Raw genomic sequence first — 23,199 nt, 5'->3', positions numbered from 1 at the left:
CGTCAGGCGGCGGGGCGCTGGCACCCGCAGCGGTAAATCCCCGATACTGCAGGCTTTCCGCCGCCTCCGTGCCCTTGCCCACCACCCCTCCCCCACCCGACCAAGTCACGGGCTCCCGGCTGAGTCTAAAGCTGCGGCTCGCGCTCTGTTTTGGTGGGGTCAGCCTCGTCCTGTCGCTGTCGCTCGCCCTCGTCGCGGGAGAGATGGCCCGCCGGCACATCGAACGGGACTCGGCCCTGGCGCTCCGCCAGACCGCCCGACAGATGGCCGAGGCCCTGGGACGTGGCATGTACGAGCGCTACCGCGATGTCCAGGTGGCCGCCAGCCTCAGTGAGATCCGTGACCCGGCCGTCCCCGTCTCCCGGAAGCGCGAGTTCCTGGAGAAGCTCCAGTCCACCTACCCCGACTATGCCTTCATCGGCCTGACCGACGCCCAGGGTGTTCTCATCGCGAGCGCCCAGGGACTCCTCGAAGGTGTGCAGGTCTCCCAGCGGCCCTGGTGGATGGGCGCACGCTCCGGCACCTACGCGGGAGACCTGCACGAGGCGGTCCTGCTCGCGAAGCTCCTGCCCAATCCGTCGGGAGAGCCCCTGCGCTTCGTCGACGTGGCAGCCCCCGTGTTTGCTCCCGATGAGCGCTTCGCGGGCGTGCTCGGAGCGCACCTCAACTGGGAGTGGGCGGAGAAGCTCGAGCGCGACATGCTCGCCACGACCGGAGGCCAGACGGGCCTGGAGCTGCTCATCGTGAGCACCGCGGGGCGGGTCCTGCTCGGCCCGGAGAGCCTGCGTGACTCGATCCTGGATCCCGCCCTGCTCCAAGCGGCCCAGAGTGACGAGGGCGCCATCCTGACCTTCCCCGATGGCCACCAGTACCTCGCCGCCTCGGCCGTGGACACCGGTCATGCGGAGTACAAGGGCCTGGGCTGGACGGTCCTCCTGCGGCGCGACGCCACGGTGGCCTTCGCCCTGGCGCGCCAGCTTCGGTGGACCATCATCGGCTCCGGCGCGCTGTTCGGCCTCGCGTTCATCGCCCTGGGCTGGTTCCTCGCCGACCGCATGACGCGCCCGCTGCTGGCCATCGCCGCCGCCGCTGACCGCATCCGCCGCCGCGAGCACCCGGCGCGCATCCCCGCCGTCACCGGCGGTGACGAGGTGGCCCGCCTCGCCCACTCCCTCACGGGACTCGTCGATTCGCTCGCCGCTCAGGAGCAGGCCCTGCTCGAGATGAACGCCTCGCTGGAGAAGCGCGTCGCCGAGCGCACGGCCGAGCTCTCCGAGGCAAAGCAATTGGCGGAGCGCGCCGCCGCGGCCAAGAGCGAGTTCCTGGCGAACATGAGCCATGAGATCCGCACGCCGATGAACGCGGTCATCGGCATGGCGGGGCTCCTGCTCGACACCCCGCTCAGCCCCGAGCAGCGCGAGTTCGCAGAGACGATCCGCAACTCCGGGGACGCGCTGCTCACCATCATCAACGAGATCCTCGACTTCTCGAAGATCGAGTCGGGCAAGCTCGACATCGAGCGCCATCCGTTCGACGTGCGCGAGTGCGTCGAGGAGGCGCTGGACCTGCTCGCGCCGACGGCCGCGCAGAAGGGGCTCGAGCTGGCGTGCGCGGTGGACGAGGGCGTACCCCAGGTGGTCACCAGCGACGTGACGCGCCTGCGGCAGGTGCTCGTCAACCTCGTGTCCAATGCCCTCAAGTTCACCCAGGCCGGGGAGGTCGTCGTCACTGTCACCTCGCGACCGCTGGACGCGGGGCGCCATGAACTCCGGTTCACGGTCCGGGACACGGGCATCGGAATCCCGGAGGAGCGGCTCGATCGGCTCTTCCGCTCGTTCAGCCAGGTCGATGCCTCGACGACCCGGCAGTACGGCGGCACCGGGCTGGGGCTCGCCATCAGCAAGCGCCTCGTCGAGATGATGAACGGAGCGATCTCGGTCGAGAGCCGCGTGGGCGAGGGTTCGCGGTTCTCGTTCACTCTTGAGGTCGGCGAGGCCACCGAGGCGGTGCTGCCGTCACGTGGGCAGGTTCCACCCCGGCTCACGGGCCGGCGTCTGCTCATCGTCGATGACAACGCGACCAACCGGGAGATCCTCTCCCGGCAGGTGGGTTCGTGGGGCGCCGAAGCCACGCGGGCCGCTTCGGGACGCGAGGCGCTTGCCCTGTTCGAAGCGAGCAGCCGGTTCGACGCCGCGATCCTCGACCTGCACATGCCCGACATGGATGGAATCGATCTGGCGCTCGCCCTGCGCAAGCTTCCCGATGGAGAGCGCCTGCCGCTCATCCTCCTGTCGTCGGGGACACGCGGGACCGCCGAGCGCCTCGCGGCGGTGGGCTTCGCCGCGGTCCTGTCGAAGCCGGCCAAGAGCCTCCACCTGCACACGGTCATCGCCCAGGCGCTCGGGGCCAAGATGGCACCGAGGCCTCCCACGGCGCCGCCCCTCCTCGACCGGCGGCTCGCCGAGAGCCACCCGCTGCGCATCCTGCTGGCGGAGGACTACGTGGTGAACCAGAAGGTCGCGCTGCGGATCCTCGAGAAGATGGGCTACCGAGCGGAGGTGGCGGCCAATGGGCTCGAGGTGCTGGAGGCTCTCCAGCGGCAGCGCTTCGACGTGGTGCTGATGGATGTGCAGATGCCGGAGATGGACGGGCTCGAGGCGACCCGGCGCATTCGCGCGGACCTGCCACCCGCGCGGCAGCCGCGCATCATCGCCATGACGGCCAGCGCGATGCAGGGCGACCGGGAGCGGTGCCTCCAGGCCGGTGTGGATGACTATGTCGCCAAGCCCGTGCGCATCGAGGAGTTACAAGCAGCGCTCCTGCGCGCCAGCGGCGAGGTGGCCGTGGCCCCCACGGAGCACGAGCAGCCCCCGCCCCTCTCGGAAGACGGGTTCGATCCCTCGAAGCTCGACTCGCTGCGGGCGCTCGGAGAGGACGCCCTCACGGAGGTCGTGGGGCTTTTCCTGGCGAACACGCCGGGGCGCCTCCAGGCCATGCGCGAGGCCCTCGCCACCGGGGACCTGGAGACGCTCGAACGGTCGGCGCACTCGCTCAAGAGCAGCAGCGCGATGCTGGGCGCCATGAGGCTGGCGAGCGTCTGCGCCCAGGTGGAGACCGCCGCCAGCAGTGGAGCCGGAGTGGGCCCGCTCCTCGAGGTGCTCGGGCGCGAGTTCGAGCACGCACGCGAGGCCCTGGGACTGGCCCTGGGCCCACGCTGAGCGCTGACCACCCTTCCCGGAGGGAGCCTCAGTCCGTCGCGGTCGCCCAGCCGCCCTGGCCGTTGCGGCGAACCACGCCCTGCGGCTCGCCGCCCATCGACAGCGCCTCCGGGCCCGCGCGCCGCGCGTCGTACGCGTAGCCTTCCGGAGTCTCCTGCAGGTACAGCACCAGCCCTTCCCGCGTCAGCTCGCGCACCACCCGGAACTGGGCGTCCCCGCACGTGGCCGCGTCGTTGTCGAAGAGCCGCTCGAGCAGCCCCTGCTCCGGGTCGCGCAAGAAGACCGCCACCGGCAAGGGCAGCTCCCGCCCCTCGGTGGCCATCTCCATGAGGCGCTGCGAGACGATCGGCTCGCGCATCAGCGTGTGGACCAGCTCACACCGCGCCGCTTCCGTCTGGAGGGGCTGTTGCGTGGGCGACGTCACGGAATGCGCGCAGCCCGCGACAGCGAGTCCGAGCACGGCGGCGAGGGAGAGGCGGTTCATCCGTCGGTTCCTCCAGGAAGGCATCACAGCTTGCGCCACTGCGGGTTGAAAGGAGCTTGGGTCAGCGCCGGATCCTCCACGGCGATGATGTACTCGGCACGGCGGTTGGAGGCCTCGGCGGTCTCGTCCGGAGTCGACACCCGAAGCGACTGCTCACCGAAGCCCTCGTAGAAGATGGGCAGCTTCACGCCGCGCTTGCGGAAGTAGGCGGCGATGCTGCGCGCGCGCTGGAGCGACAGCTCCCGGTTGGCGTCCGTGGCCCCCACGGTGTCCGTGTGGCCGAGCACGTAGAGCCGCAGCGCCGCGAAGCGCCCGTAGCGCGTCACCGCCTCCGCCACGAGCTTCTGGCTGTGGTCCAGCTTGCCCCGCTCGGCCGCGAGGATCTCCGCGCTGCCCGAGGGAAAGTTCACCTCTTCATGCGGGATGTCCACCTGCCACGGGTACAGGTCCACGCCCGTGTAGAACTCGGAGGTGTCGTAGGCCTGGAGCGAGATGCGAAGCACCCGCCCCTCCTCCGCCGGCCAGCTCACCTCCAGCGGCGTCCCCGCGGGCTGGCCCTTGAAGGGGACCTCTTCGTCCATGGCCTTCTTGCCGGTGTCCATCCACACCGTCACCTTCGCCTTGCCGGCGGGCCGGGACAGCGTGAAGCGCAGCTTGCGCGCCGCGAGGTCCAGGTCCTCCCGGGCCACCGCCAGCTTCAGCGGCCCCAGCAGCTCCGCGTCGAAGGACAGGGGCATCGTCCCCGGGTCCGCGTCCGTGAAGCGCACCGTCAACTCGCCCTCGTAGTGGAAGCGACCCTCGGGCTGCTCCAGGGGGAAGGCCTTCGTCGTGCCTGGTCGCCCGCTCCCCTTCTGCTCGAGCGTCTGGCCGTCCGAGCGCTTGAGCTTCAGCTCGAGGCCCGCGATGGGCTCCAGGATGTGGACCTTTAGCGCCGGCATCCCCTGGCCCAGCGCCGCACGTCCTTCGAGAGTCACGCGGATGGCTTCCCCTCCAAGGGCGGGTACAGCGGTCAGGGCGAGGCAGAGCAAGAGCAGGCGAGCGGTCATCGAGCGGCTACCTCGGGTGGGCCGGTTGCGGACAAACAGGGTCCCGGCGCGCGGGATTCCCTAAGGGGGAGGACGGTAGGACGCTCTGTGAATTCAGGGAACGGGGCCAGCGAGGTACGACATCCGACAGATGTCGGACACCGCGCCTAGGGCACCGCCACCACGGAGACACCGTTCGTCTCGGCGGCCTGGAAGAGCTGGGGTGCGTCCAACAGCACCGTTTTCCCTGCCTCCACCGCCAACACCGTCGCCCCCACCTCCCGCATGACCTCCAGCGTGCGAGGGCCCACCGCCGGCAGATCGAAGCGCAGGTCCTGCCCTGGCTTGCAGCGCTTCACCACCACCGCGCCCTTGCCGCCCAGCTTCCCACCCCGGCGGATGGTCTCGTCCGTCCCCTCCACCGCCTCCAGGGCCAGCACGTGCCCGTTGCGCACCACCACCGTCTGCCCCACGTCCGCCTGGCCCAGCAACGCGGCCACCTCTACTCCCAGCGCCACGTCCTTCTCTTGCGCTGGGTGCAGCCTCGGGCCCGCCAGGTGTCCCGCCGGGGAGAGCACCTGGGCCAGGTAGTCCGTGGGCGCCACGATGGTGACGCCGCTCGCCTCGAAGTAGTCCGCGATGGCGCGAAGCAGCGTGTCATCCCGGAAGCTGCGCAGGCGCGAGATGATGCGCACCGCGCCCAGGTCCGGCCAGGCCTCGGTGAGCGCCCGCACCCGGCCGATGCCACCCGCCATCGCCGCGCGCTTCACCTCCGCCTTCTGGAAGGCGCGCACGATGCGGTCCACCTGCCCGAGCCGCACCCACGTGAAGGCGGAGACCTCCGCCTCCAGCGCCGGATCCGTCTCGCCGCGGTGCGCCACCGCGATGACCTCCAGCCCCCGCGAGCGGGCCTCGCGGGCGAAGAGGAAGGGCAACTGGCCGTTGCCGGCGATGAGGCCGATCCGCTCCACCGCGCGGGCCTAGCGCGTCAGCCCGCGCTTGCTCTTGCTGACGAAGTCGATCAGGTGATCGATCTCCGGGTGGCCGCCCAGCTCCGCCTTCAGCTTCGCCAGGGCCTCGGTGACGCCCAGCTTGGAGCGGAAGAGGATCTTGTACGCCTCCTTGATGCGGGCGATCCGCTCCTCGTTGAAGCCGTGCCGCTCCAGGCCCACGGTGTTCAGCCCCACCAGCTCGGCCCGGTCTCCCTGGGCCATGCAGTATGGGGGAACGTCCATGACGACCATGGCGCCGCCAGCGATGAAGGAGTGCCTGCCCAGCCGGGTGAACTGGTGAATGGCCGTCAGCCCCGAGAGGATGACGTGGTCCTCCACCTGCACGTGCCCGCCCAGCGCGGCGCTGTTGGCCAGGATGCAGCCATTGCCCACCACGCAGTCATGGGCCACATGGCTGTTGGCCATGAAGAGGTTGCGGTTGCCGATCCGCGTCGCCCCGCCGCCGCCCTCCGTGCCGATGTGCAGCGTGGTGAACTCACGAATCTGGTTCTCGTCACCGATGATCAGCTCGGTGTCCTCGCCCCCATACTTGAGGTCCTGGGGCGCGGCGCCCAGCGAGGAGAACTGGAACACGTGGTTGCGTGCGCCCAGCGTCGTGCGGCCCTCGATGACGGCGTGAGGCCCCACGCGCGTTCCTTCGCCAATCCGCACTTTCGGACCGATCACCGCTAAGGGGCCAACCTCCACCGTCTCGTGGAGCTGGGCATCCGGGTGAACGACCGCCGTGGGGTGAACCTGAGCCATGACTTCTCTCCTTCCGTCCCGCCCGCTCAGGGCGCCGGCTCCTCGGCGGCCTTCGCGTCCTTGTCCACCACCGTGGCCAGGAACTCACCCTCGGCCACCTTCACACCGTCGACCGTGGCGGTCCCCTTCGTCTTCCAGATCACACCCTTGTGCCGCAGCACCTCGATGCCCAACTGCAGCCTGTCTCCAGGCAGCACCGGCTTGCGGAACTTCGCGTTGTCCACGCCCATCAGGTAGGTGACCTTCGACTCGGGGTCCATGTTCTCGCTCTTGTAAGCGAGGATGGCCGAGGCCTGCGCCAGCGCCTCCAGGATGAGCACGCCCGGCATCACCGGGTGTCCTGGAAAGTGGCCGTTGAAGAAGGGCTCGTTGATGGTGACGTTCTTGTACGCCGTCAGCTTCTGCCCCGGGATGATCTCCACGACCCGATCCACCAACAGGAACGGGTAGCGGTGGGGCAGCAACCGCTGGATTTCTCCGATATCCATCATCCGCCCTTCTCCTTCTCGAGCAACTCCACCCTGCGACGCAGGGTTCGTACTTCCTTGACCAGGTCCCCCAGCAGGTTCAGCGCCGCCGAGTTCCTCAGCCACTCCTTGTGCGGCACCGCTGGGCTGCCGGAGACCACCTGTCCGTCTGGCACATCGTGCGCCACGCCGGACTGGGCACCCACCTTGGCCAGGTCCCCGACCCGGATGTGGCCCACCACCCCCACCTGCCCCGCCAGCACCACGCCCGTGCCCAATTCCGCCGAGCCGGACACTCCGGCCTGCGCGCAGATCAGCGACAGCGGGCCCACCTTCACGTTGTGGGCGATCTGCACTAGGTTGTCGATCTTCGTCCCGCGACCAATCACCGTCTCGCCAATGGTGGCCCGGTCGATACAGGTGCAGGCCCCCACCTCGACGTCATCCTCGATGCGGACGATGCCCGTCTGGGGGATCTTGAAGTGCGAGGGCCCGTTCTCGCCCTCGGCGTCGAACGCGAAGCCGAAGCCATCCGCGCCCACCACGCTCGAGGCGTGGAGGATGACACGTGAGCCGACCTCGCAGCGCTCGCGCACGGTGACGTTCGGGTAGAGCAGGCAGTCCTCGCCGATGCGGGCGGCCGGTCCCACGTAGGCGCCCGGATAGAGCACGGTGCGCGCGCCCACCGAGGCACCCTGCTCCACCGTGGCTCCCGCCATCACCGTGGCCTCGGGATGGACCGTGGCCTCGGGGTGGACATGGGCCTGGGGGCTCACGCCCGCTGCGGGCCGCTGCGAGGGCTGGAAGAGCGTCAGCAGCCGGGCGAATGCCAGGTGCGGGTTGGCCACGCGAATGAGGGACAGGCCCTCTCGCACCGGCGCGTCCGAGCCCACCAGCACGGCCGAGGCCCGGGTGCTCTCATACTGCCGGCGGTACTTCGTGTTGCCATAGAAGGACACGTCCCCCGGGCCCGCCTCGGCGAGCCCGTTGAGGCCGTGAATCAGCAGGCCAGCATCCCCGAGCAGCTCGCCGCCCACATGGGTGGCGAGCTCTCCGAGCTGGCGCGGCGTGGACGCGCGTTGCACGACGGTCAGTGCCCCTTACTTCTTCGGAGCGTCCTTGGGAGCCGGGGCCGGAGCCGGGGCCTTGGTGGTCGCCGTCTTCGGCAGCGCGTTGTAGGCGCGGATCACTTCGTTGGACAGATCGTACTGCGTCTGGGCGTAGATGAGGCCTGAGTCCCGGCGCTCGAAGACGAAGGAGAGCCCGTCACGCTCGGCCAGCTTGGCGATCACCTGGTCCATCTTGGAGACGATGGGCTCCATCTCCTGACGCTCCTTGGTGGCGGCCTCGGCGCGGTAGCGGTCCCACTTCTGCGCCAGCTCGAGGATCTTCTTCTGGAGATCGGTGGCCTTCTGGATGCGCGTCTCCTCGCTCATCGCGCTGGCCTGCTTGTCCAGGAGCTCCTTCTCCTTGCGGAGCGCCTCCTGCTCCTTGTCGATCTCCTTCTGGCGGTCATCCAGCCACTTCTGGAGGCGAGCCTTGGCGGTCTTGCCATCCTCCACCTCGAGGAGGACCCGCTGGTAGTCCACGTAGCCCATCTTGAGGTTCTGCGCCGAGGAGGCGAGCGGGAGGGCGAGCGTCACGACGGCGGCAAGGGCCGCCAGGGTGCTTCGAAGCGACATGTCAAAGGCTCCTAGGGGGTGTTGCAGGCTCCGACGTCCAGACCCCGGCGGTTCTTCAACACCCCCTCAGGTAGGGGGCGCCCGGAGCGACGGGGGGACGCCTTATCAGAAATCAGAAGAAGTTGCCGATGGTGAACTCAAAGAGGATGGGCTCGTCTTCCGCACGCCGGGTGAGCGGGATGCCCCACTCGAAGCGCAGAGGGCCTATCGGCGAGAACCAGCGGAACCCGAAGCCCACGGAGTGGAAGAGGCCGAGCGGCACGTCGTCCTGCAGGTCCCTGAACAGGCTCTCGTTGCGCGCGTAGGCATTGCCCGCATCATAGAAGAGCACGCCGCGGATGCCGGCCTTCTCGAAGACGGGGAATTCCAGTTCCAGGTTGAGGACCAACTGTTTGTCACCGCCGGTGGGGAACTCGATGACGGTGGCATCGGGCGAGTCCGAGCGGGGCACCAGCAATGTGGGGCTGATGCTGCGCAGGAAGTAGCCGCGAACGGTGTTGATGCCGCCCAGGTAGTAGAGCTCGGAGATGGGCAGCGGCTTGGTGGAGTCGAGCTGCTGGATGTAGCCCACGGTGGCGTTCGTCTTGAAGACGAAGCCCAGCGGCAGCGGGAAGTAGAGGCGCGAGTAGGCCGAGTAGCGGGTGAAGAGGAAGGTGCCGCCCAGGAACGAGGGTGCGAACTCCACCGAGCCGTAGTGGATGAAGCCCTTCGAGGGGAACAGGCGGTTGTCGCGGCGATCGAAGGACAGGGACAGGCGCGCGGCGCTCGTCACTCCGCTGAGGAACTGGTTGGCCAGCAGCACCGAGCCCAGGTTCTGGCCCGCCTCCACGTCCACGTACTCCCGCGTGTAGCCCACCGTGCCCAGCAGGTCGTCGACGAACTGGTAGCCCAGCGAGACGCTGCCGCCCGTGGAGCGACGCACGAAGCCCTCGTAGTCGGCGTCCACCCGGAAGAAGTCCGCGGACAGCAGGTACTGCGTGTCCAGGAAGTATGGGTCGTAGAACGAGAGCTGGATGAGCGAGCGCAGGCCGGAGATCTGCGCCGAGGCCGACACCGTCTGGCCCCACCCCAGGAAGTTGTTCTGGGACACCTGCGCCGTGAAGATGAAGTTCTCCACGTTGGAGAAGCCCAGGCCCACCTGGAAGGTGCCCGTGGCCTTCTCCTTCACCTCGACCTGGAGCACGAGCCGGTCATCGGTGCTGCCCGGCTTCTGGGTGATGTCCACCGTCTCGAAGAAGCCCAGCGCGTTGACGCGATCCTTGCTGCGGCGCACGCCCGTGCCGTTGAACAGCTCGCCCTCGTAGACGCGCATCTCGCGGCGGATGACCTTGTCGCGCGTCTTGCTGTTTCCAATGATGTCGATGCGCTCGATGGTGACCTGCGGACCCTTCTGGATGTCGAAGGTCAGGTCCACCGTCTTCGCGTCCGCGTTCACCGCCGTGACGGGGTTGATGTTCGCGTAGGCGTAGCCCTGGTCGTAGTAGACGTCCGTGAGGTTCTGGATGTCCGTGCCCAGCTTGGAGCGGTTGAAGCGCTCGCCCCGCACCGTCGTCATCCGCGCCGCCAGCAGCTCCTTGGGGACGATGAGATCGCCGTCGTAGTCGATGCCGCCGATGTCGTACGGCTCGCCCTCCACCAGCTTGATGTTGATGAAGATGTCGCGCTTGTCCGCCGACAGGGAGATGGTGGGCTTGTCGATCCGGACGTTGATGTAGCCCCGGTCGTAGTAGGTGGCCTGGATGATGGCCAGGTCGCGCTGGAAGGCCTCCTCGCGGTAGGTGCCCTCACCGGTGAGGAAGGACAGGTAGCCGCCCTCGCGGGTGACCATCACCGCCTTGAGCTCCTCGGGCTTCACCTGCTCGGTACCGATGAAGGAGATCTCCTTCACCATCACCTTCGAGTGCTCATCGACGACGAACACCACGTCGACGCTTCCCGCGCTGCCCTCGGAGGGCTCGATGCGGTGGGTCACCTCGGCCAGGAAGTAGCCCTTCTCGACGTACTTCTCCTGGATCTTCTTCGCCGAGGAGCGCACCAGATCCATGTCCAGGATGGTGGCGGGCTTGACCTCGATCTGCTCCTTGAGGTCCTCCTGGTCCAGCTCCTCGTTGCCGGACAGGCGCACGGCGCGCACGGTGGGGCGCTCCTCCACCCGCACCACGTAGGCGATGCCCGCGGGCAGCCGCTGCACCAACAGCTGAACGTCCGTGAAGTACCCCAGCGCCCAGACGGCCCGCAGGTCCTCGGCGGTCTGGGAGGGCTCGAACGTAGCGCCCTGCTTGGTGCGCAGGGTGCGGCGGATGGCCTCGGCCTCGACGCGGCGGTTGCCCTCGATGCGGACCTCGATGACACGCTCACCCTGCTCGGGCGTGTCCTCGTCCAACGGGGCGTCCGCGACGGGCGCGGCCGGAGAGGTCTCAGCGGCGGGCGCTGGCGGCGCACCCGTCTCCGCCTGCGCCAAAGCGCGGCAGGGAAGGAGCGCCCACAGGGTCACCGCGAGCAACAGGAGGAACTTGTGCGACAGAACGGGAGACCTCAAGGGGCAGTCGGCCTGTAAGGGGCGGGGCAATCTACGGGATAGGTTCGGCGTCCCTCAATCCAAAAGCGCGGCCGGGGGTTCAAGCGTCCGTCACCTGCCCGCCTGCAAGGCGCAGGCGGCGCGGCATGGAGCGGGCGAGCGTCTCATTGTGGGTCACCACCACGGCGGTGATGCCCAGCTCCCGGTTCACGTCTCTGAGCAGCTGGTGGATGCCCTCGCCCGTGGCCGGGTCCAGGTTACCGGTCGGCTCGTCCGCCAGCAGGATGGCCGGCTGCAGCACCAGGGCGCGCGCCAGGGCCACGCGCTGGGCCTCACCGCCCGACAGCTCGCCGGGCCGGTGGTCCACCCGGGCTCCCAGCCCTACCCGCTCCAGAAGCTTCCGGGCTTCCGCGTATGTCTTGGCTCGGTCCCGCCGCTGGATGAGGGCCGGCATGGCCACGTTCTCCAGGGCGGTGAACTCGGGCAGCAGGTAGTGGCTCTGGAAGACGAAGCCGATGGTGCGGTTGCGGAACTCGGCGATCTCCGCGTCGTTCATGGCGAAGACGGAGCGCCCCTCGAAGAGCACCTCGCCGGCGGCCGGCGCGTCGAGGGTCCCCAGCACGTGCAGGAAGGTGCTCTTGCCCGCGCCGGAGGGGCCAATGAGGCTCACCAGCTCGCCGCGCTCGATGTCCAGCGACACGTCGCGCAGCACGTCGATGCGCTTGCCGTGCAGGAAGTAGCTCTTGAAGACCTTGCGGATGGAGAGGAATGACATCGCCTACTCCGCCTTGAGACCTTCCACCGGCTCCACGCTGCTGGCCTTGAGCGCGGGGTAGATGGATGCCAGATAGGTGACGAGCACCGCGATGACCACGGCCAGCAGCGTCTGCACTGGCTCGATGCGCACCGGGAGCGCGGGGATGTAATAGACCTCCGGGTCCAGCTTGATACCCACCTTCTCGATGAAGAGGCACCAGGCCAGGCCCGACATCAGCCCCAGGAGGCCGCCGGCCACGCCGATCTGCAGGCCCTCGGCGAGGAAGATCTTCACGATGCCGCCGTCGGGCACGCCCAGCGCCTTGAGGACGGAGATCTCCTTGCGCTTCTCCAGCACCAACATGATGACCGTGGCGACGATGAGGCCCGCGGCGACGATGATGATGATGGAGAGGATGATGCCCATCACCAGCTTCTCCAGGCGCAGGGCGGAGAAGAGGTTCTTGTTCATCTCGCCCCAGTCGCGCGCCCGGTACGGGTAGCCGCCGAGCTGGCGCACCACCTGGGCGGCGATGCTGCGAGCGTCGTCGATGTCGGCCACCTTCAGCTCGATGCCAGAGGCGCCCTTCACCTCGAAGAACCGCTGGGCCTCGTCCAGGAAGATGTAGACGAACTTCGAGTCGTACTCGTACATGCCCGAGTAGAAGACGCCCGCCACCCGGAAGGCGCGGTTCTTCGGCACCGGCCCGGACGGGCCCAGCTCGGTGCCCAGCGGCGAGACGATGTTCACCCGGTCGCCCACCACCACGCGCAGCGCGGCGGCCAGCTCGCGTCCGAGGATGATGCCCGGCAGCACCGTCTCCTTCGCGGGCCCCTTCGGCTTGCCGATGATGGGGTCCTCCTCCTCCTCCTCGGGTGCCGCCTCACCGCCCGCCGGCTTCTCGTCGGCGGGCTTGTCGTCCAGCATGGGCGTGCCCGCGCCGCCCGGAGAGCGCCGCGAGAGGATGCGCTCGGGGTGCTCCAGGTTCTCCAGCGAGCCACCCGGCAGCATGTACTGCGGCAGGTCCGTCACCGCGCCCACCGTGGCCGGGTCGATGCCCTTGATGACGACGCCGTCCACGTTGCCCTCGGAGGCGATCATCACCTGATTGACGATGAACGGGGACTGGCCGACGACGCCGCGCACCTTGGCGATCTGCTCCATCAACTTCGGGTACTCGGGCAGGTCTCCGGCGTACTTGGACACCACCGCGTGCGCGTGGGTGCCGAGGATCTTCTTCTGCAGGTCCAGCTCGAAGCCGCTCATCACCGACAGCACGATGATGAGCGCCATCACGCCCACGCCCACGCCGCCCACCGAGAGCGCCGTCATCATCATGGTGGGCGACTGCTGGCGCAGCTTGAGCTGGTTGAGCGCGGCGGCGGCGGCGATGGGATCCGCCAGACCGAGGGCGCGGATGCGGGTGCGCTCCACCGCGGCCTCCACCGCCCGGACGATGCCGTAGATGAGCAGCGGCGGGATGATGCCCAACATGAGCACCCCCAGGGTGCCCAGCAGCAGCGAGGGGCGGAACACCTCCACGTGGCGCCGGGCGACGAACAGCTCGAAGCCGAGCCGCAGGTCCAGCCGGCCGCTGCCCGCGGCGATGAAACCGGAGTTGATGCCCAGCACCAGCACCAGCACCAGCAGCCCGAAGACGAGCCAGTAGGCCAGCTCCGGCCGGCCGAGCAGCCCCGCCACGTACGACACCTCGCGCAGCTTGTAGCTGAGCGACTGCAGCGCGGCGGTGCGCTCCATCATCGACAACACGATGGGCACGGGCAAGCCCAGGTAGAAGACGCCGATGGTGGCCTCGGGCAGCGACAGCCGCCGCGCGCGCGCCGCGCCGATGGAGCCCGAGATGAAGGCGATGCCGCACGCCACCAGCAGTGAGATGGCGAAGGCCCACGGAGGCGCGAGCTGGAAGCCCGAGCTGCCCGCCGCCGCTCCCGTCTCGGCGAACTGCACCCCGCTGGACAGCAGCGTCTGCAGCAGGATGAGGACCAGCTCGGCCAGCAGGATGCCGCCGCCGTAGGCGCCCAGGGTGCTCCAATAGAAGTCCCGGTAGCCCGCGAGCCGGGGGTACAGCGTCGCTCCGGCCGCGGGGCTCAGGCCCTCCCCCGCGGCGACCGGGGAGCGCCGGATGCCCGCCGCAATCAGCCCCCACCCCGCCAGCCACACCAACGCGCCTACGACAAGGAACCGCGTGCCGCTGAAGGGAAAGGTCTGCTCGAGCCCCAGCTCCGCAGGGCTGAGCGATGCGGCGTTGAGCGTCTGCAGCAGGCTGCCCCACCCCAGGAGCCCCAAGCCGAACGCACTGGATACCTCGGCCCAGGCCTGGGAGCGGGAGACGGCCACTCCGAGCAGCACGGCCCCCACGGCGGCGACGGTGACGCCGCTCCAGACGAAGCCCCAGCGATAGACGGTCTGCCGTTCGGCGCTTTGCACGAGGACCCTTGGCTACTTGGAGAGCGGCTTGAGGAGCGGGAAGAGGATCACGTCTCGAATCGAGGCGGCGTCCGTGAACAACATGGCGAGCCGATCAATCCCGATGCCCTCTCCGGCCGTGGGCGGCATGCCGTGCTCGAGGGCGCGGATGTAGTCCTCGTCGTAGTCCATCGTCTCCTGCTGGCCGCGCTGCTTCGCATCCAGCTGCGCCTGGAAGCGCCCCTTCTGGTCGATCGGATCGTTCAGCTCCGAGAAGGCGTTGGCGATCTCCCGGCCCGCCACGAAGAGCTCGAACCGGTCCGTAATCTCCGGGTTCTGGTCGTTGCGACGCGCCAGCGGGCTCACCGAGGTAGGGAAATGGGTGATGAACGTGGGGTGGATGAGGGTGTGCTCGACGTGGTGCTCGAACAGGGCGCCCACCAGCTCGCCGTGGTTCATCGTCTCGATGGCGCGGCGCTCGGCCTCGGCGTGCGTCGTCTTGAGCAGCTCGTGGCGCAGCCGGTCCGGGTCGGCCATGTCCTTGTCGGTCAGCCCGCTGCCCGCGGCCTCGCGGATGGCCTCCGTCATGGGGATGCGCTTCCAGCCCTTGCCGAAGTCCAGGGTGTGCCCCTGGTAGGGCACCTTCGTGTTGCCCGTCACCGCCTGGGCCGCCTCGGAGATCATCGCCTCGGTCAGGTCCATCAGGTCCTCGTACGTGGCGTACGCCTGATAGAACTCGAGCATCGTGAACTCGGGGTTGTGCCGAGTGCTGATGCCCTCGTTGCGGAAGTTGCGGTTGATCTCGTAGACGCGCTCGAGGCCGCCCACCACCAGCCGCTTGAGGTACAGCTCGGGGGCGATGCGCATGTACAGCTCGATGTCGAGCGCGTTGTGGTGCGTCTTGAAGGGACGCGCCGCCGCGCCGGACACCAGCGGGTGCATCATCGGGGTCTCCACCTCGATGAAGTCACGCGCGTCCAGGAACTCGCGGATGAAGCGCACCAGCTTCGTGCGCTTGAGGAAGGTCTGCTTCACCTCGGTGTTGGAGACCAGGTCCAGGTAGCGCTGGCGGTAGCGGATCTCCGTGTCGGTGAGCCCGTGCCACTTCTCAGGCATGGGACGCAGGGCCTTGGTCAGCGGGGCGAACTTCGTGGCCGCCAGCGTCAGCTCGTTCGTCTTGGTGCGGAAGACGGTACCGGTGACACCCAGGAAGTCGCCCAGGTCGCACAGCTTGAAGACCTCGTAGGAGTCTCCGAGCGCGTCCTTCTTCAGGTGGATCTGAATCTCACCCGAGCGGTCCCGGAGCTTGATGAAGGCGGCCTTGCCGAAACCGCTGCGGGAGACGATGCGGCCAGCCACCGTGTACGTGGTGGGAGGGCCCTTCTCGAGGTCCTCGGCGGACTGGGCGCTGTGCTTCGCGTGGATCTCCGCGGCCTGGTGCTCGGGGCGGAAGCCGTTGCCGTACGGATTGAAGCCGGCCTCCTTCCACTTGCCCGCCTTGTCCAGGCGCTGCTGGTAGATCTCTTGTTCCTTGGACCCGTGGTCCGCTTCCGCCGTCTTGTCGGTCTTGTTCTCAGTCTCAGCCATGGCGCCTTCCGAGGGCGCGGCACCGTAGCCAAGCCCACCCCGGGACGCAACGCATCATGTCCGCCAGTACGAACCAGGGCGGTTACGAAGCCGACATCACCAGGAATGCGGCCACCGCCGCCGCCAACAGCAGCGGGATGAGGATCTCCACCGGGACGCGGTGGTGATTCTGGGCCCAGTGCAGCTTGCGCAGGCCGAAGCGCCGCTCGCGCTTGACCCGGTTGAGCACCAGCGAGGCCATCGCCGGAGGCGCCTTCTCCCGCTCCACCGTGCGCACCCGCTGAACGGTCCGCGCGTAGCGATCCCACCCAGCACGGCACTCGTCACAACCATCCAGGTGCGAACGGACCGCCTGCGCCTGCGGCGCGGGCAGCTCCTCGTCAGCGAGCGCGAAGAACAGGGACTTCGCTTCCCGGTGGCTCAGTTGTGGTTCCACGTCCATCAGTCTCCGCTGAAAGCCCCTCACTCCTCAAGCTGCCCCAACAGGTCGGCCAGCTTCTCGCGCGCCCGGTGGAGCCGACTCTTCACCGTGCCCTCCGGCAGCTCGGTGATTTCGATGATTTCCTCGTAGCTCAAGCCCTCGATGTCTCGCAGCGCCACCAACATGCGCGCGTCCGGCTCCAGCTGCGAGATGGCCCACTGCACCCGCGCCCGCTCCCGCGACGACTCCAACGCCGCATCCGGCGTGGGAGGTGCGCCTATGGCGCCTGAGAGCACATCTTCCCCTACTTCGCCATACTCATCCGAGCGACCACGCCCCCGGCGTTTCAGGTACTTGAGGCGGTTGATGCACTGGTTCTTGCTGATGCGGAAGATCCAGGTGGAGAGCTTCGCGTCCTCGCGGAACTTGCCGAGGTTCTGGTGGATGCTGACGAAGATCTCCTGGACGAGGTCGTGCGCCTCCTCGCGGTCTCCGAGCATGCGGACGCAGAAGTCGTAGACCCGGTCCTGATGCTCGCGCACGAGCACCTCGAAGGCATCCGGGTCTCCCCGGCGCAGCCGTGACAGGAGCACCCGCTCGGAGGGCGCGTCCGCGGCCGCGCCCCCTGCGCCCTCCCGTTCGATGTCGAGCACCCCGCTCGAAGACACCTGCGACCTCCCGCGGCCCGATGCTCGGGCGCCCCTACAGCCTAGCGCGTTACCGGCTCACCTGCTCCGTGGCCCCTTGGACACCGAGGCCACGAGCAGGTTCCCGGCTTTCGCGTCAGTCCGCGGCGGCGTTGCGGTTGGGGTTCTTCACCCCCAGGAGCTGTGCGGTGATGAACTGTTCCACATCCCCGTCCAACACCGCGTCCACGTTGCCCGTCTCCACGCCGGTGCGCAGGTCCTTCACCATCCGGTAGGGGGCCAGCACGTAGCTGCGGATCTGGCTGCCGAAGCTGATGTCCTTCTTCTGGGCCTCGGCCGCGTCGCGCTCGGCCTCGCGCTTCTTGACCTCCAGCTCGTAGAGGCGCGCGCGGAGGATCTTGAAGGCCATGTCCTTGTTGGCCGACTGCGAGCGCTCCGTCTGGCAGGTGATGAGGATGCCGGTGGGCAGGTGGCGCAGCTGCGCCGTGGACGAGGTCTTGTTCACCTTCTGGCCGCCCGCGCCGCCGCCCCGGATGAACTTCAGCTCGTAGTCCTTCTCGGGGATGTCGATGCGGATGGAGTCATCCACCTCGGGGTACACGTCCACCGAGGCGAAGGCGGTCTGCCGCCGCGCGTTCGCGTCGAAGGGGCTGATGCGCACCAGGCGGTGAACGCCGATCTCGGCCTTGAGGAAGCCGTAGGCGAACTCGCCCTTGATGTGCAGGGAGACGTTCTTGAAGCCCGCCTCCTCGCCCGCGACCATGTCGTTGACCTCGACCTGCCAGCCGCGCGCCTCACAGAAGCGGGTGTACATGCGCATGAGCATGGCGGCCCAGTCCATGCTGTCGGTGCCGCCCGCTCCGGCGTTGATGTCCATGAAGCAGTTGCTGCGGTCATTCTCGCCGGAGAGCATCCGCGCCAGCTCGAGCTTGGCGACCTCTGCCTCCAGGCCGGCCAGCATCCCTTCGGCTTCCTGGGCGCTGGCCTCGTCGCTCATCTCCTTGGCCAGCTCCAGCAGCGTCTGGGCGTCGTCCAGGCCCCGGAGTGTCTTGTCGAAGGAGCCGACGCTGGCCTCGAGGGTGGCCTTCTCCTTGAGGAGCGCCTGGGCCTTGGTGTTGTCGTCCCAGAAGTTGGGGACGGTGGAATCGCGTTCGATCAGGGCAATGCGTGACCGCTTGCGGTCGAGGTCAAAGATGCCCCCGGAGCGCCAGGAGGCGCTCGCGCAGGCCACTGATCTTCTCCAACGTGTCGTTCGCCATTTCGAGAATCCTCGGCGGCGCGCTGCCCGCGCGCCCAGCCATGAAGGGACAGCCTCCCACGGGGTAGCGCGAAGTGCGCGCAGCCGCAAGCACCCAGAGATAGGAGGTGTAGCTCAGGGTGCTTTCAGTGAAGACGACAGCGGCTCTCCCGGCGCGCGGCCCGAGGCGGACGCCCGTGCCAGCAGCCGGTCCAGGTAGAACGCTCCCGCGAAACCCACCGAGATGGGCAGGATGAACGCGATGAGCCGCCAGTTGTCCTGGTTGAACAGCGGGAGCACCTTCAGCACCAGTCCCAGTCCGCCGCTCACCGCCAACATCAACCAGAGCACCCGCAGGTACTCCCGCGCCTTCGCCGAGCCCCACGCGAACATGACGCCCAGCGGCACCGCCAACAGCGTCATCGGATTGGCCAGGAAGAGGTTCTCGTTGCCGAACGTCACCGTGTGATCGGTGACCGTCCACATCACCAACAGCACCGTCCCTGGAATCCCCAGCACCAGCCCCAGCACCACGTTCGCAAGTCCCAGCAACACCCGTGGCAGTCGCCCACCCTTGCGACCCCAGTACCCAAGACCCATCGCGCTCGCGCCCACCCCAAGCCCCAGGGCCAGCATCCACGGGCCATAGTTGGGAGGCTCGGCCGGCGGCGCGGGCCGGTCCGACTTGAAGTACGTCCAGCTCTTCGCCGCCAGCGGCACCTTCTGCCCGTCCGCCCCCACCACCTGGACCTCGCCCACCTGCCGCTCCAGCTCGTCCGGAAGGAACGCCTCCTCCCAGCGGGTGATGGGCCGGTCGATCTCGTCGTTCATCAGGAAGTCGAGCAGCACGCTCATCGGCGGGCTCACCGCCGTGTAGCGGCGCGTGTGCTCCCGCAGCGTCATCCGCCCGGGGGCGCTGGCGGCCTGCCGGAACTGGCCTCCTACTGCCCGGTCGACCATGTCCCGGAGCCGCGTGACGCAGTTGTCGTTGTAGTGGTGGTACAGGTACTCGCGGTTCTGCGGCAGCACGTTCTCCGCCAGCAGCCGAGCCACCTCCAGGCTTTGCGCGGGCGTCAGGTTTAGTTGCTGCACGCGCACGTCGCGGTTCAGCCGCTGGTAGGCCCGAAAGGTCAGCGCCGCGCTCGCGTCGTCCACCCAGAACTCGAGCCGGCCCATGGCGTAGCGGCCCAGCATGGTGCTGTCGAACGAGAACATCCCGTAGTTGTAGAGGCGCTGCTCACCCAGCCTCCGGTCCTCCACCACCAGCGAGCCGTGCCCCCACCAGGAGGCCACGTCGTCACCCGGGCTGAACGTCACCAGCGAGATGACCAGGTCCTCTCCTCGGCTCTGCCCCGTGCCCCACGAGGGCAACGAGTCCGCGCGGGCCGGAGCCGCGGCGAGCAACAGGCCGAGCAGGCAGAGGAGCAATGGGGCAGAGCGGGGCATGTTCCGTCCAACACACGACAGGGTGTGTCGTACCTATCACGCGCCGGGTGCGACACAACCCCGCGCCTCGGCCGATCGTCACACGAGCCGGCGGGCTCGCCCCGCGCGCACGGCGTCCGAGACCATGCCGCTGCCACCCAGCAACTTCTCCTCCAGCGCGGCCATCTTCCGGGCGTCCTGCGGGCGCTCATGGTCATGCCCCAGCAGGTGCAGCAGCCCGTGCGCGAGGTAGCGCGCCACCTCCGCCTCCAGCGTGCGGCCGTACTCCTTCGCTTGCCGCTTCGCCGTATCCAGCGAGATGACCACGTCCCCCAGCTGCCTGGGCCCCGGAGTGCCCTTGGGGAGGTCGCCCGCCGGGAAGCTCAGCACGTCCGTGGCCTTGTCCTTCTTGCGCCACGTCCGGTTGAGCCGGCGGATGGCTCGGTCTCCCACCAGCGACAGGGACAGCTCACACCCGCTCAGGCCCAGCCGCTCCAGGTACGCGCGCCCCAGCGACTCCAGGGACTTCTCCATCGCCTCGCCCTGGGCGTGCGCCACCTGCACCGTGACGTGGTTGGCCTGCGGCTCCGACTCGGCCGCCTCGACGTGCGCCAATTCGGGCCGGAACGCCGGCGCGCAGATGGACCAGTAGTCACACGCCCCCTGCCCGTCATTGCGGTACAGGACACGCCGGCCTCGCGGCACCCACCCCACCTCGCCCGGGCCGATGCGCTCGCGCTTGCCGTCGATGACGATCGTCAGCTCGCCGAGCAGCACGAGCACCACCTCGTCGAACTCGGGCTTCTGCGCCGGCTCGGACCAGCCCGGCGGCGCCAGCATCCGCGCCACTGACGCGGAGGCGCTCCCCGTGGTGGCCGCGCCGATGAACTCCTCGATGCGCTTGCCGTCCTCTCGGGGGATCAGCTTTCCCTTGCGCAGCCTCACACGTCGCCTCCTGGGGGCGAATGACTCAGGCCGTCTTCGCCTTGCTGTCCGACTTGGGCGGAGGGGCCACCACCAGCGCCGCCCCCTTCTGGCCTCCCACCAGTGCGCCCGCCGGGTACTGCGGGCGCGCGTGGTAGATGCCCTCGAGCGTGTGCAGGAAGGAGCTGGCGATGAGGTTGAGATCCTTCAGCGTCAAGTCACACTCATCCAGCTGCCCCTCGGAGAAGATGAGGTTGATCATCTTCTGCACCTGCGCCTGCAGCTTCGGCGTCGTCGGCTCGGGCATGGCCCGCGTGGAGGCCTCCACCGCGTCGGCGATCATCACCAGCGCTGCCTCGCGGAACTGGGGCTTGGGGCCGGGGTACCGATAGATGCTCTCATCGATCGGCTGAGCGCCTTCCTTGCCCTCCTGCTCCTTGACCGCCTTGTGGAAGAAGTAGCCCACCAGCCGCGTGCCGTGGTGCTGCGGAATCGCATCCGCCACCAGCTTGGGCAGCCGGTACTGCCGCGCCATCTCCAGGCCTTCCGTCACGTGGCGCTTGATGATGACCGCGCTCATCGCCGGTGCCAGCGAGTCGTGCCGGTTATCGCCCTTCTGGTTCTCCCCGAAGTAGAGCGGGTTCCGGCCCTTTCCGATGTCATGGTAGTAGGCGCACGAGCGCGCCAGCAGCGGGTTGGCGCCGATGGCCTCCGCCGCGTTCTCCACCAGCGTGCCGATGATGATCGAGTGGTGGTAGGTGCCCGGCGCCTGGACGATGAGCTCCTTGAGCGCCGGGTGGTTGAGGTTGGCCAGCTCCAGCAGCTTGATGTCCGAGGCGTAGCCGAACGTCGCCTCGATGAGCGGCGTAAGCGCCATCACCATCACCGGCACCGCCAGTGCCGCGCCCAGGCAGGCGAACACCGCCGTCAGCAGCGTGTCCCCGTTGAGCCCCTTGCCCTCTCCCAGGAAGAGGCAGAGCACGGCCACCAGGTTCACCAGGCCGGTAATCAAGCCCGCCTTGAAGATGCCCACCCGGTCCCGCGCCCGGGTGATGCGATCGGCCGCCACCAGCGCGCCTATCAGCGCGAAGATGCCGAAGGACAGCGAGTTGCCCAGCATGACGCCCGTCAGGCTCGCCAGCACGATGGCGAAGAAGAGCGACAGCTCCTCGGAGAGGATGAAGCGCACCAGCATGGCGCCCGCCGCCACCGGGAAGGCGTAGTACAGCGCCTCGATGGGCAGCGCCGTGTACCGGTCCTGCACCGCGTCCGCGATGGACACCCACAGCTGCAGCAGCCCCAGCATCGCCACCAGCAACAGCCCCAGCAGCACCCCATCCTTGCGCGTGGGCCGGAAGCGCCGGAACGCCGTGCGGCAGAAGACGAAGGAGGCGGCGACCAGCAGCGCCACCAGGCCCGTGCCGCCCACCTGCAATTGCAGCAGATCCAACCGGTCCGTCTGCGCCCGCATCCCCTGGAGGATGACCAGGTGCGTCTCGTTGACCAGCTCCCCGTCACCGATGACGCGCTGGCCCTTCTTCAAGGAGATGACCGCGTCCTTCACCGCCTCGACCGCCTTGAGCCGGCGAGAGTTCGTCTCCGCGATGTTGATGGTCAGGTCCGGCCGAACCAGCCGCTTGGCCAGCCGCAGCACCGCCCGGCGCTGCACGCCCGGCGCGTCCGGCAGCAGGTTGCCCGGGATGGAGGCGAAGCGGTCCAGCTCCGAGTGGGCCTCGCGCACATCCATCACGCCCGGCGCGGTCCCCGGCAGCGTCTGCTCCCCGCTGTGGCGGACATCGCGCACGGTGATGCCCTGCGGCCCCTCGCGCGCCAGCTCCTCACGAGAGCTGGCGATGAAGACCTTCCCTCGCTCCGAGCCATAGGCCCGCTCCAACAGCGCCAGCGTCGCCGCCTCGGCCTCCGCCGAGAACCCGTTGGACACCAGCGCCTGGAAGTCCTCCGTCTCCAGCGCCGAGTCGCGCTGGCCGAAGAGCAGCTCCTGCAGGTCCCCCTGCATCAGCTCGCGCTCCTTGCGCACGCGCTCCAGCTCCTCGGCGGTGGGCGGCACGGGCTTGCGGGGCTTGCGCACCTCCGCCTCCCCTTCCCCACCGTTGTCGCTCTCCTCGGCGGCTTTCGTGGCCAGCCGCGAGCGCATCTCGGAGAAGGCGCCCTTCACGGTGGTGCGGACCTTCTCCACCACCTCCGGGTTCAGGTCGTACACCGGGCGCACGGCGCCGCGGGCCTCCTGGCGCCGCTGCTCCGTCATCGCGTCATAGCGGATGTCGTAGTCCCGCCCGGTCTTGAAGCCCGCCGGCGAGTTGGCCCGGAAGGGCTTGCCGACGTGCTCCTGGGTGAGGGCGGGGATCTGCTGGCTGTAGAGCCCGGGGGAGATGACGAAGCCCGCCGCCACCGAGACCACCAGCAGCAGCAACAGCAACGTCACACGCCGACCCCAGACCCTACCGTCCAGCCCGAGCCGGTGGGTCAGCGTGTCCAGGGGACTGGGCCTGGGAGTGGATGATTCCGGTTCAGCCATAAGACCCCCGACCCTACGAGAGCCTGGATGGCCGCATCAAGGAGGCAGGCTGCCAGAGCGACTCCGGACGCTCGCCCGGAGTCCCTC

Annotated in this window: 18 protein-coding genes; 1 reads left to right on the top strand and 17 read right to left on the bottom strand. The window is 68.6% G+C overall.

Annotated elements, in window-relative coordinates:
• The first annotated feature begins 68 nt into the window (after positions 1 to 68).
• Positions 69 to 3,218: a hybrid sensor histidine kinase/response regulator gene (locus SYV04_RS26530; protein WP_321548693.1), complete on the top strand. Its 3,150-nt coding sequence runs from the start codon at positions 69 to 71 to the stop codon at positions 3,216 to 3,218.
• 28 nt (positions 3,219 to 3,246) lie between these two features.
• On the opposite strand, the gene SYV04_RS26525 is transcribed toward SYV04_RS26530, so the two are convergent.
• The 17 genes from SYV04_RS26525 to SYV04_RS26445 all read right to left on the bottom strand — a co-directional run bounded on the left by SYV04_RS26525 (position 3,247) and on the right by SYV04_RS26445 (position 23,112).
• Complete coding sequence (locus SYV04_RS26525; protein ID WP_321548692.1) at positions 3,247 to 3,702, bottom strand: hypothetical protein; 456 nt, start codon at positions 3,700 to 3,702, stop codon at positions 3,247 to 3,249.
• 23 nt (positions 3,703 to 3,725) lie between these two features.
• Positions 3,726 to 4,676, bottom strand: a complete 951-nt coding sequence (locus SYV04_RS26520) for an OmpA family protein (RefSeq protein WP_321548691.1) — start codon at positions 4,674 to 4,676, stop codon at positions 3,726 to 3,728.
• Positions 4,677 to 4,894: 218 nt separating this feature from the next.
• Positions 4,895 to 5,698 carry an LpxI family protein gene (locus SYV04_RS26515; protein WP_321548690.1) on the bottom strand — a complete coding sequence of 268 codons (804 nt, stop codon included), beginning with the start codon at positions 5,696 to 5,698 and terminating at the stop codon, positions 4,895 to 4,897.
• 9 nt (positions 5,699 to 5,707) lie between these two features.
• A complete protein-coding gene (gene lpxA, locus SYV04_RS26510) occupies positions 5,708 to 6,484 on the bottom strand; it encodes an acyl-ACP--UDP-N-acetylglucosamine O-acyltransferase (protein ID WP_321548689.1) in 777 nt (258 codons plus the stop codon).
• Between the two features lie 26 nt (positions 6,485 to 6,510).
• Positions 6,511 to 6,972: a 3-hydroxyacyl-ACP dehydratase FabZ gene (gene fabZ / locus SYV04_RS26505; RefSeq protein WP_321548719.1), complete on the bottom strand. Its 462-nt coding sequence runs from the start codon at positions 6,970 to 6,972 to the stop codon at positions 6,511 to 6,513.
• On the bottom strand, positions 6,972 to 8,036 hold the full coding sequence (gene lpxD, locus SYV04_RS26500) for a UDP-3-O-(3-hydroxymyristoyl)glucosamine N-acyltransferase (RefSeq protein ID WP_321548688.1): 1,065 nt from the start codon (positions 8,034 to 8,036) through the stop codon (positions 6,972 to 6,974). The genes fabZ and lpxD overlap by 1 nt, the downstream gene beginning before the upstream one ends.
• 15 nt (positions 8,037 to 8,051) lie before the next feature.
• On the bottom strand, positions 8,052 to 8,633 hold the full coding sequence (locus SYV04_RS26495) for an OmpH/Skp family outer membrane protein (protein ID WP_321548687.1): 582 nt from the start codon (positions 8,631 to 8,633) through the stop codon (positions 8,052 to 8,054).
• 112 nt (positions 8,634 to 8,745) lie between these two features.
• Positions 8,746 to 11,172, bottom strand: coding sequence for an outer membrane protein assembly factor BamA (gene bamA / locus SYV04_RS26490; protein WP_321548686.1), 2,427 nt, complete (start codon positions 11,170 to 11,172; stop codon positions 8,746 to 8,748).
• Between the two features lie 79 nt (positions 11,173 to 11,251).
• Positions 11,252 to 11,926 carry an ABC transporter ATP-binding protein gene (locus tag SYV04_RS26485; RefSeq protein ID WP_321548685.1) on the bottom strand — a complete coding sequence of 225 codons (675 nt, stop codon included), beginning with the start codon at positions 11,924 to 11,926 and terminating at the stop codon, positions 11,252 to 11,254.
• A 3-nt stretch (positions 11,927 to 11,929) separates the two neighbouring features.
• Complete coding sequence (locus tag SYV04_RS26480; protein WP_321548684.1) at positions 11,930 to 14,356, bottom strand: ABC transporter permease; 2,427 nt, start codon at positions 14,354 to 14,356, stop codon at positions 11,930 to 11,932.
• A 12-nt stretch (positions 14,357 to 14,368) separates the two neighbouring features.
• A complete protein-coding gene (lysS, locus tag SYV04_RS26475) occupies positions 14,369 to 15,922 on the bottom strand; it encodes a lysine--tRNA ligase (protein WP_321548683.1) in 1,554 nt (517 codons plus the stop codon).
• 82 nt (positions 15,923 to 16,004) lie between these two features.
• On the bottom strand, positions 16,005 to 16,364 hold the full coding sequence (locus SYV04_RS26470) for an anti-sigma factor family protein (RefSeq protein WP_321548682.1): 360 nt from the start codon (positions 16,362 to 16,364) through the stop codon (positions 16,005 to 16,007).
• Positions 16,365 to 16,384: 20 nt separating this feature from the next.
• Positions 16,385 to 17,011 (bottom strand): RNA polymerase sigma factor, encoded by a 627-nt coding sequence (locus tag SYV04_RS26465; RefSeq protein ID WP_321548681.1) that lies wholly within the window; start codon positions 17,009 to 17,011, stop codon positions 16,385 to 16,387.
• Between the two features lie 115 nt (positions 17,012 to 17,126).
• Positions 17,127 to 18,249 (bottom strand): peptide chain release factor 2 gene (prfB, locus tag SYV04_RS26460; RefSeq protein WP_321548680.1). Its coding sequence is split into 2 segments (ribosomal slippage): positions 17,127 to 18,179 and positions 18,181 to 18,249, totalling 1,122 coding nucleotides; the frame shifts between segments, so codons are not numbered across the junction.
• A gap of 113 nt (positions 18,250 to 18,362) precedes the next feature.
• Positions 18,363 to 19,673 carry an Lnb N-terminal periplasmic domain-containing protein gene (locus SYV04_RS26455; RefSeq protein WP_321548679.1) on the bottom strand — a complete coding sequence of 437 codons (1,311 nt, stop codon included), beginning with the start codon at positions 19,671 to 19,673 and terminating at the stop codon, positions 18,363 to 18,365.
• A 78-nt stretch (positions 19,674 to 19,751) separates the two neighbouring features.
• Positions 19,752 to 20,597 (bottom strand): rRNA maturation RNase YbeY, encoded by an 846-nt coding sequence (ybeY, locus tag SYV04_RS26450; RefSeq protein ID WP_321548678.1) that lies wholly within the window; start codon positions 20,595 to 20,597, stop codon positions 19,752 to 19,754.
• A 25-nt stretch (positions 20,598 to 20,622) separates the two neighbouring features.
• Positions 20,623 to 23,112, bottom strand: a complete 2,490-nt coding sequence (locus SYV04_RS26445; protein WP_321548677.1) for an HD family phosphohydrolase — start codon at positions 23,110 to 23,112, stop codon at positions 20,623 to 20,625.
• Positions 23,113 to 23,199: the final 87 nt, after the last annotated feature.

The organism is Hyalangium ruber (genome assembly GCF_034259325.1).
Classification (GTDB): domain Bacteria; phylum Myxococcota; class Myxococcia; order Myxococcales; family Myxococcaceae; genus Hyalangium_A; species Hyalangium_A rubrum.
The sequence above is the reverse complement of the archived record's forward strand: the minus strand, read 5'-3'. Positions and strand labels throughout refer to the sequence as shown.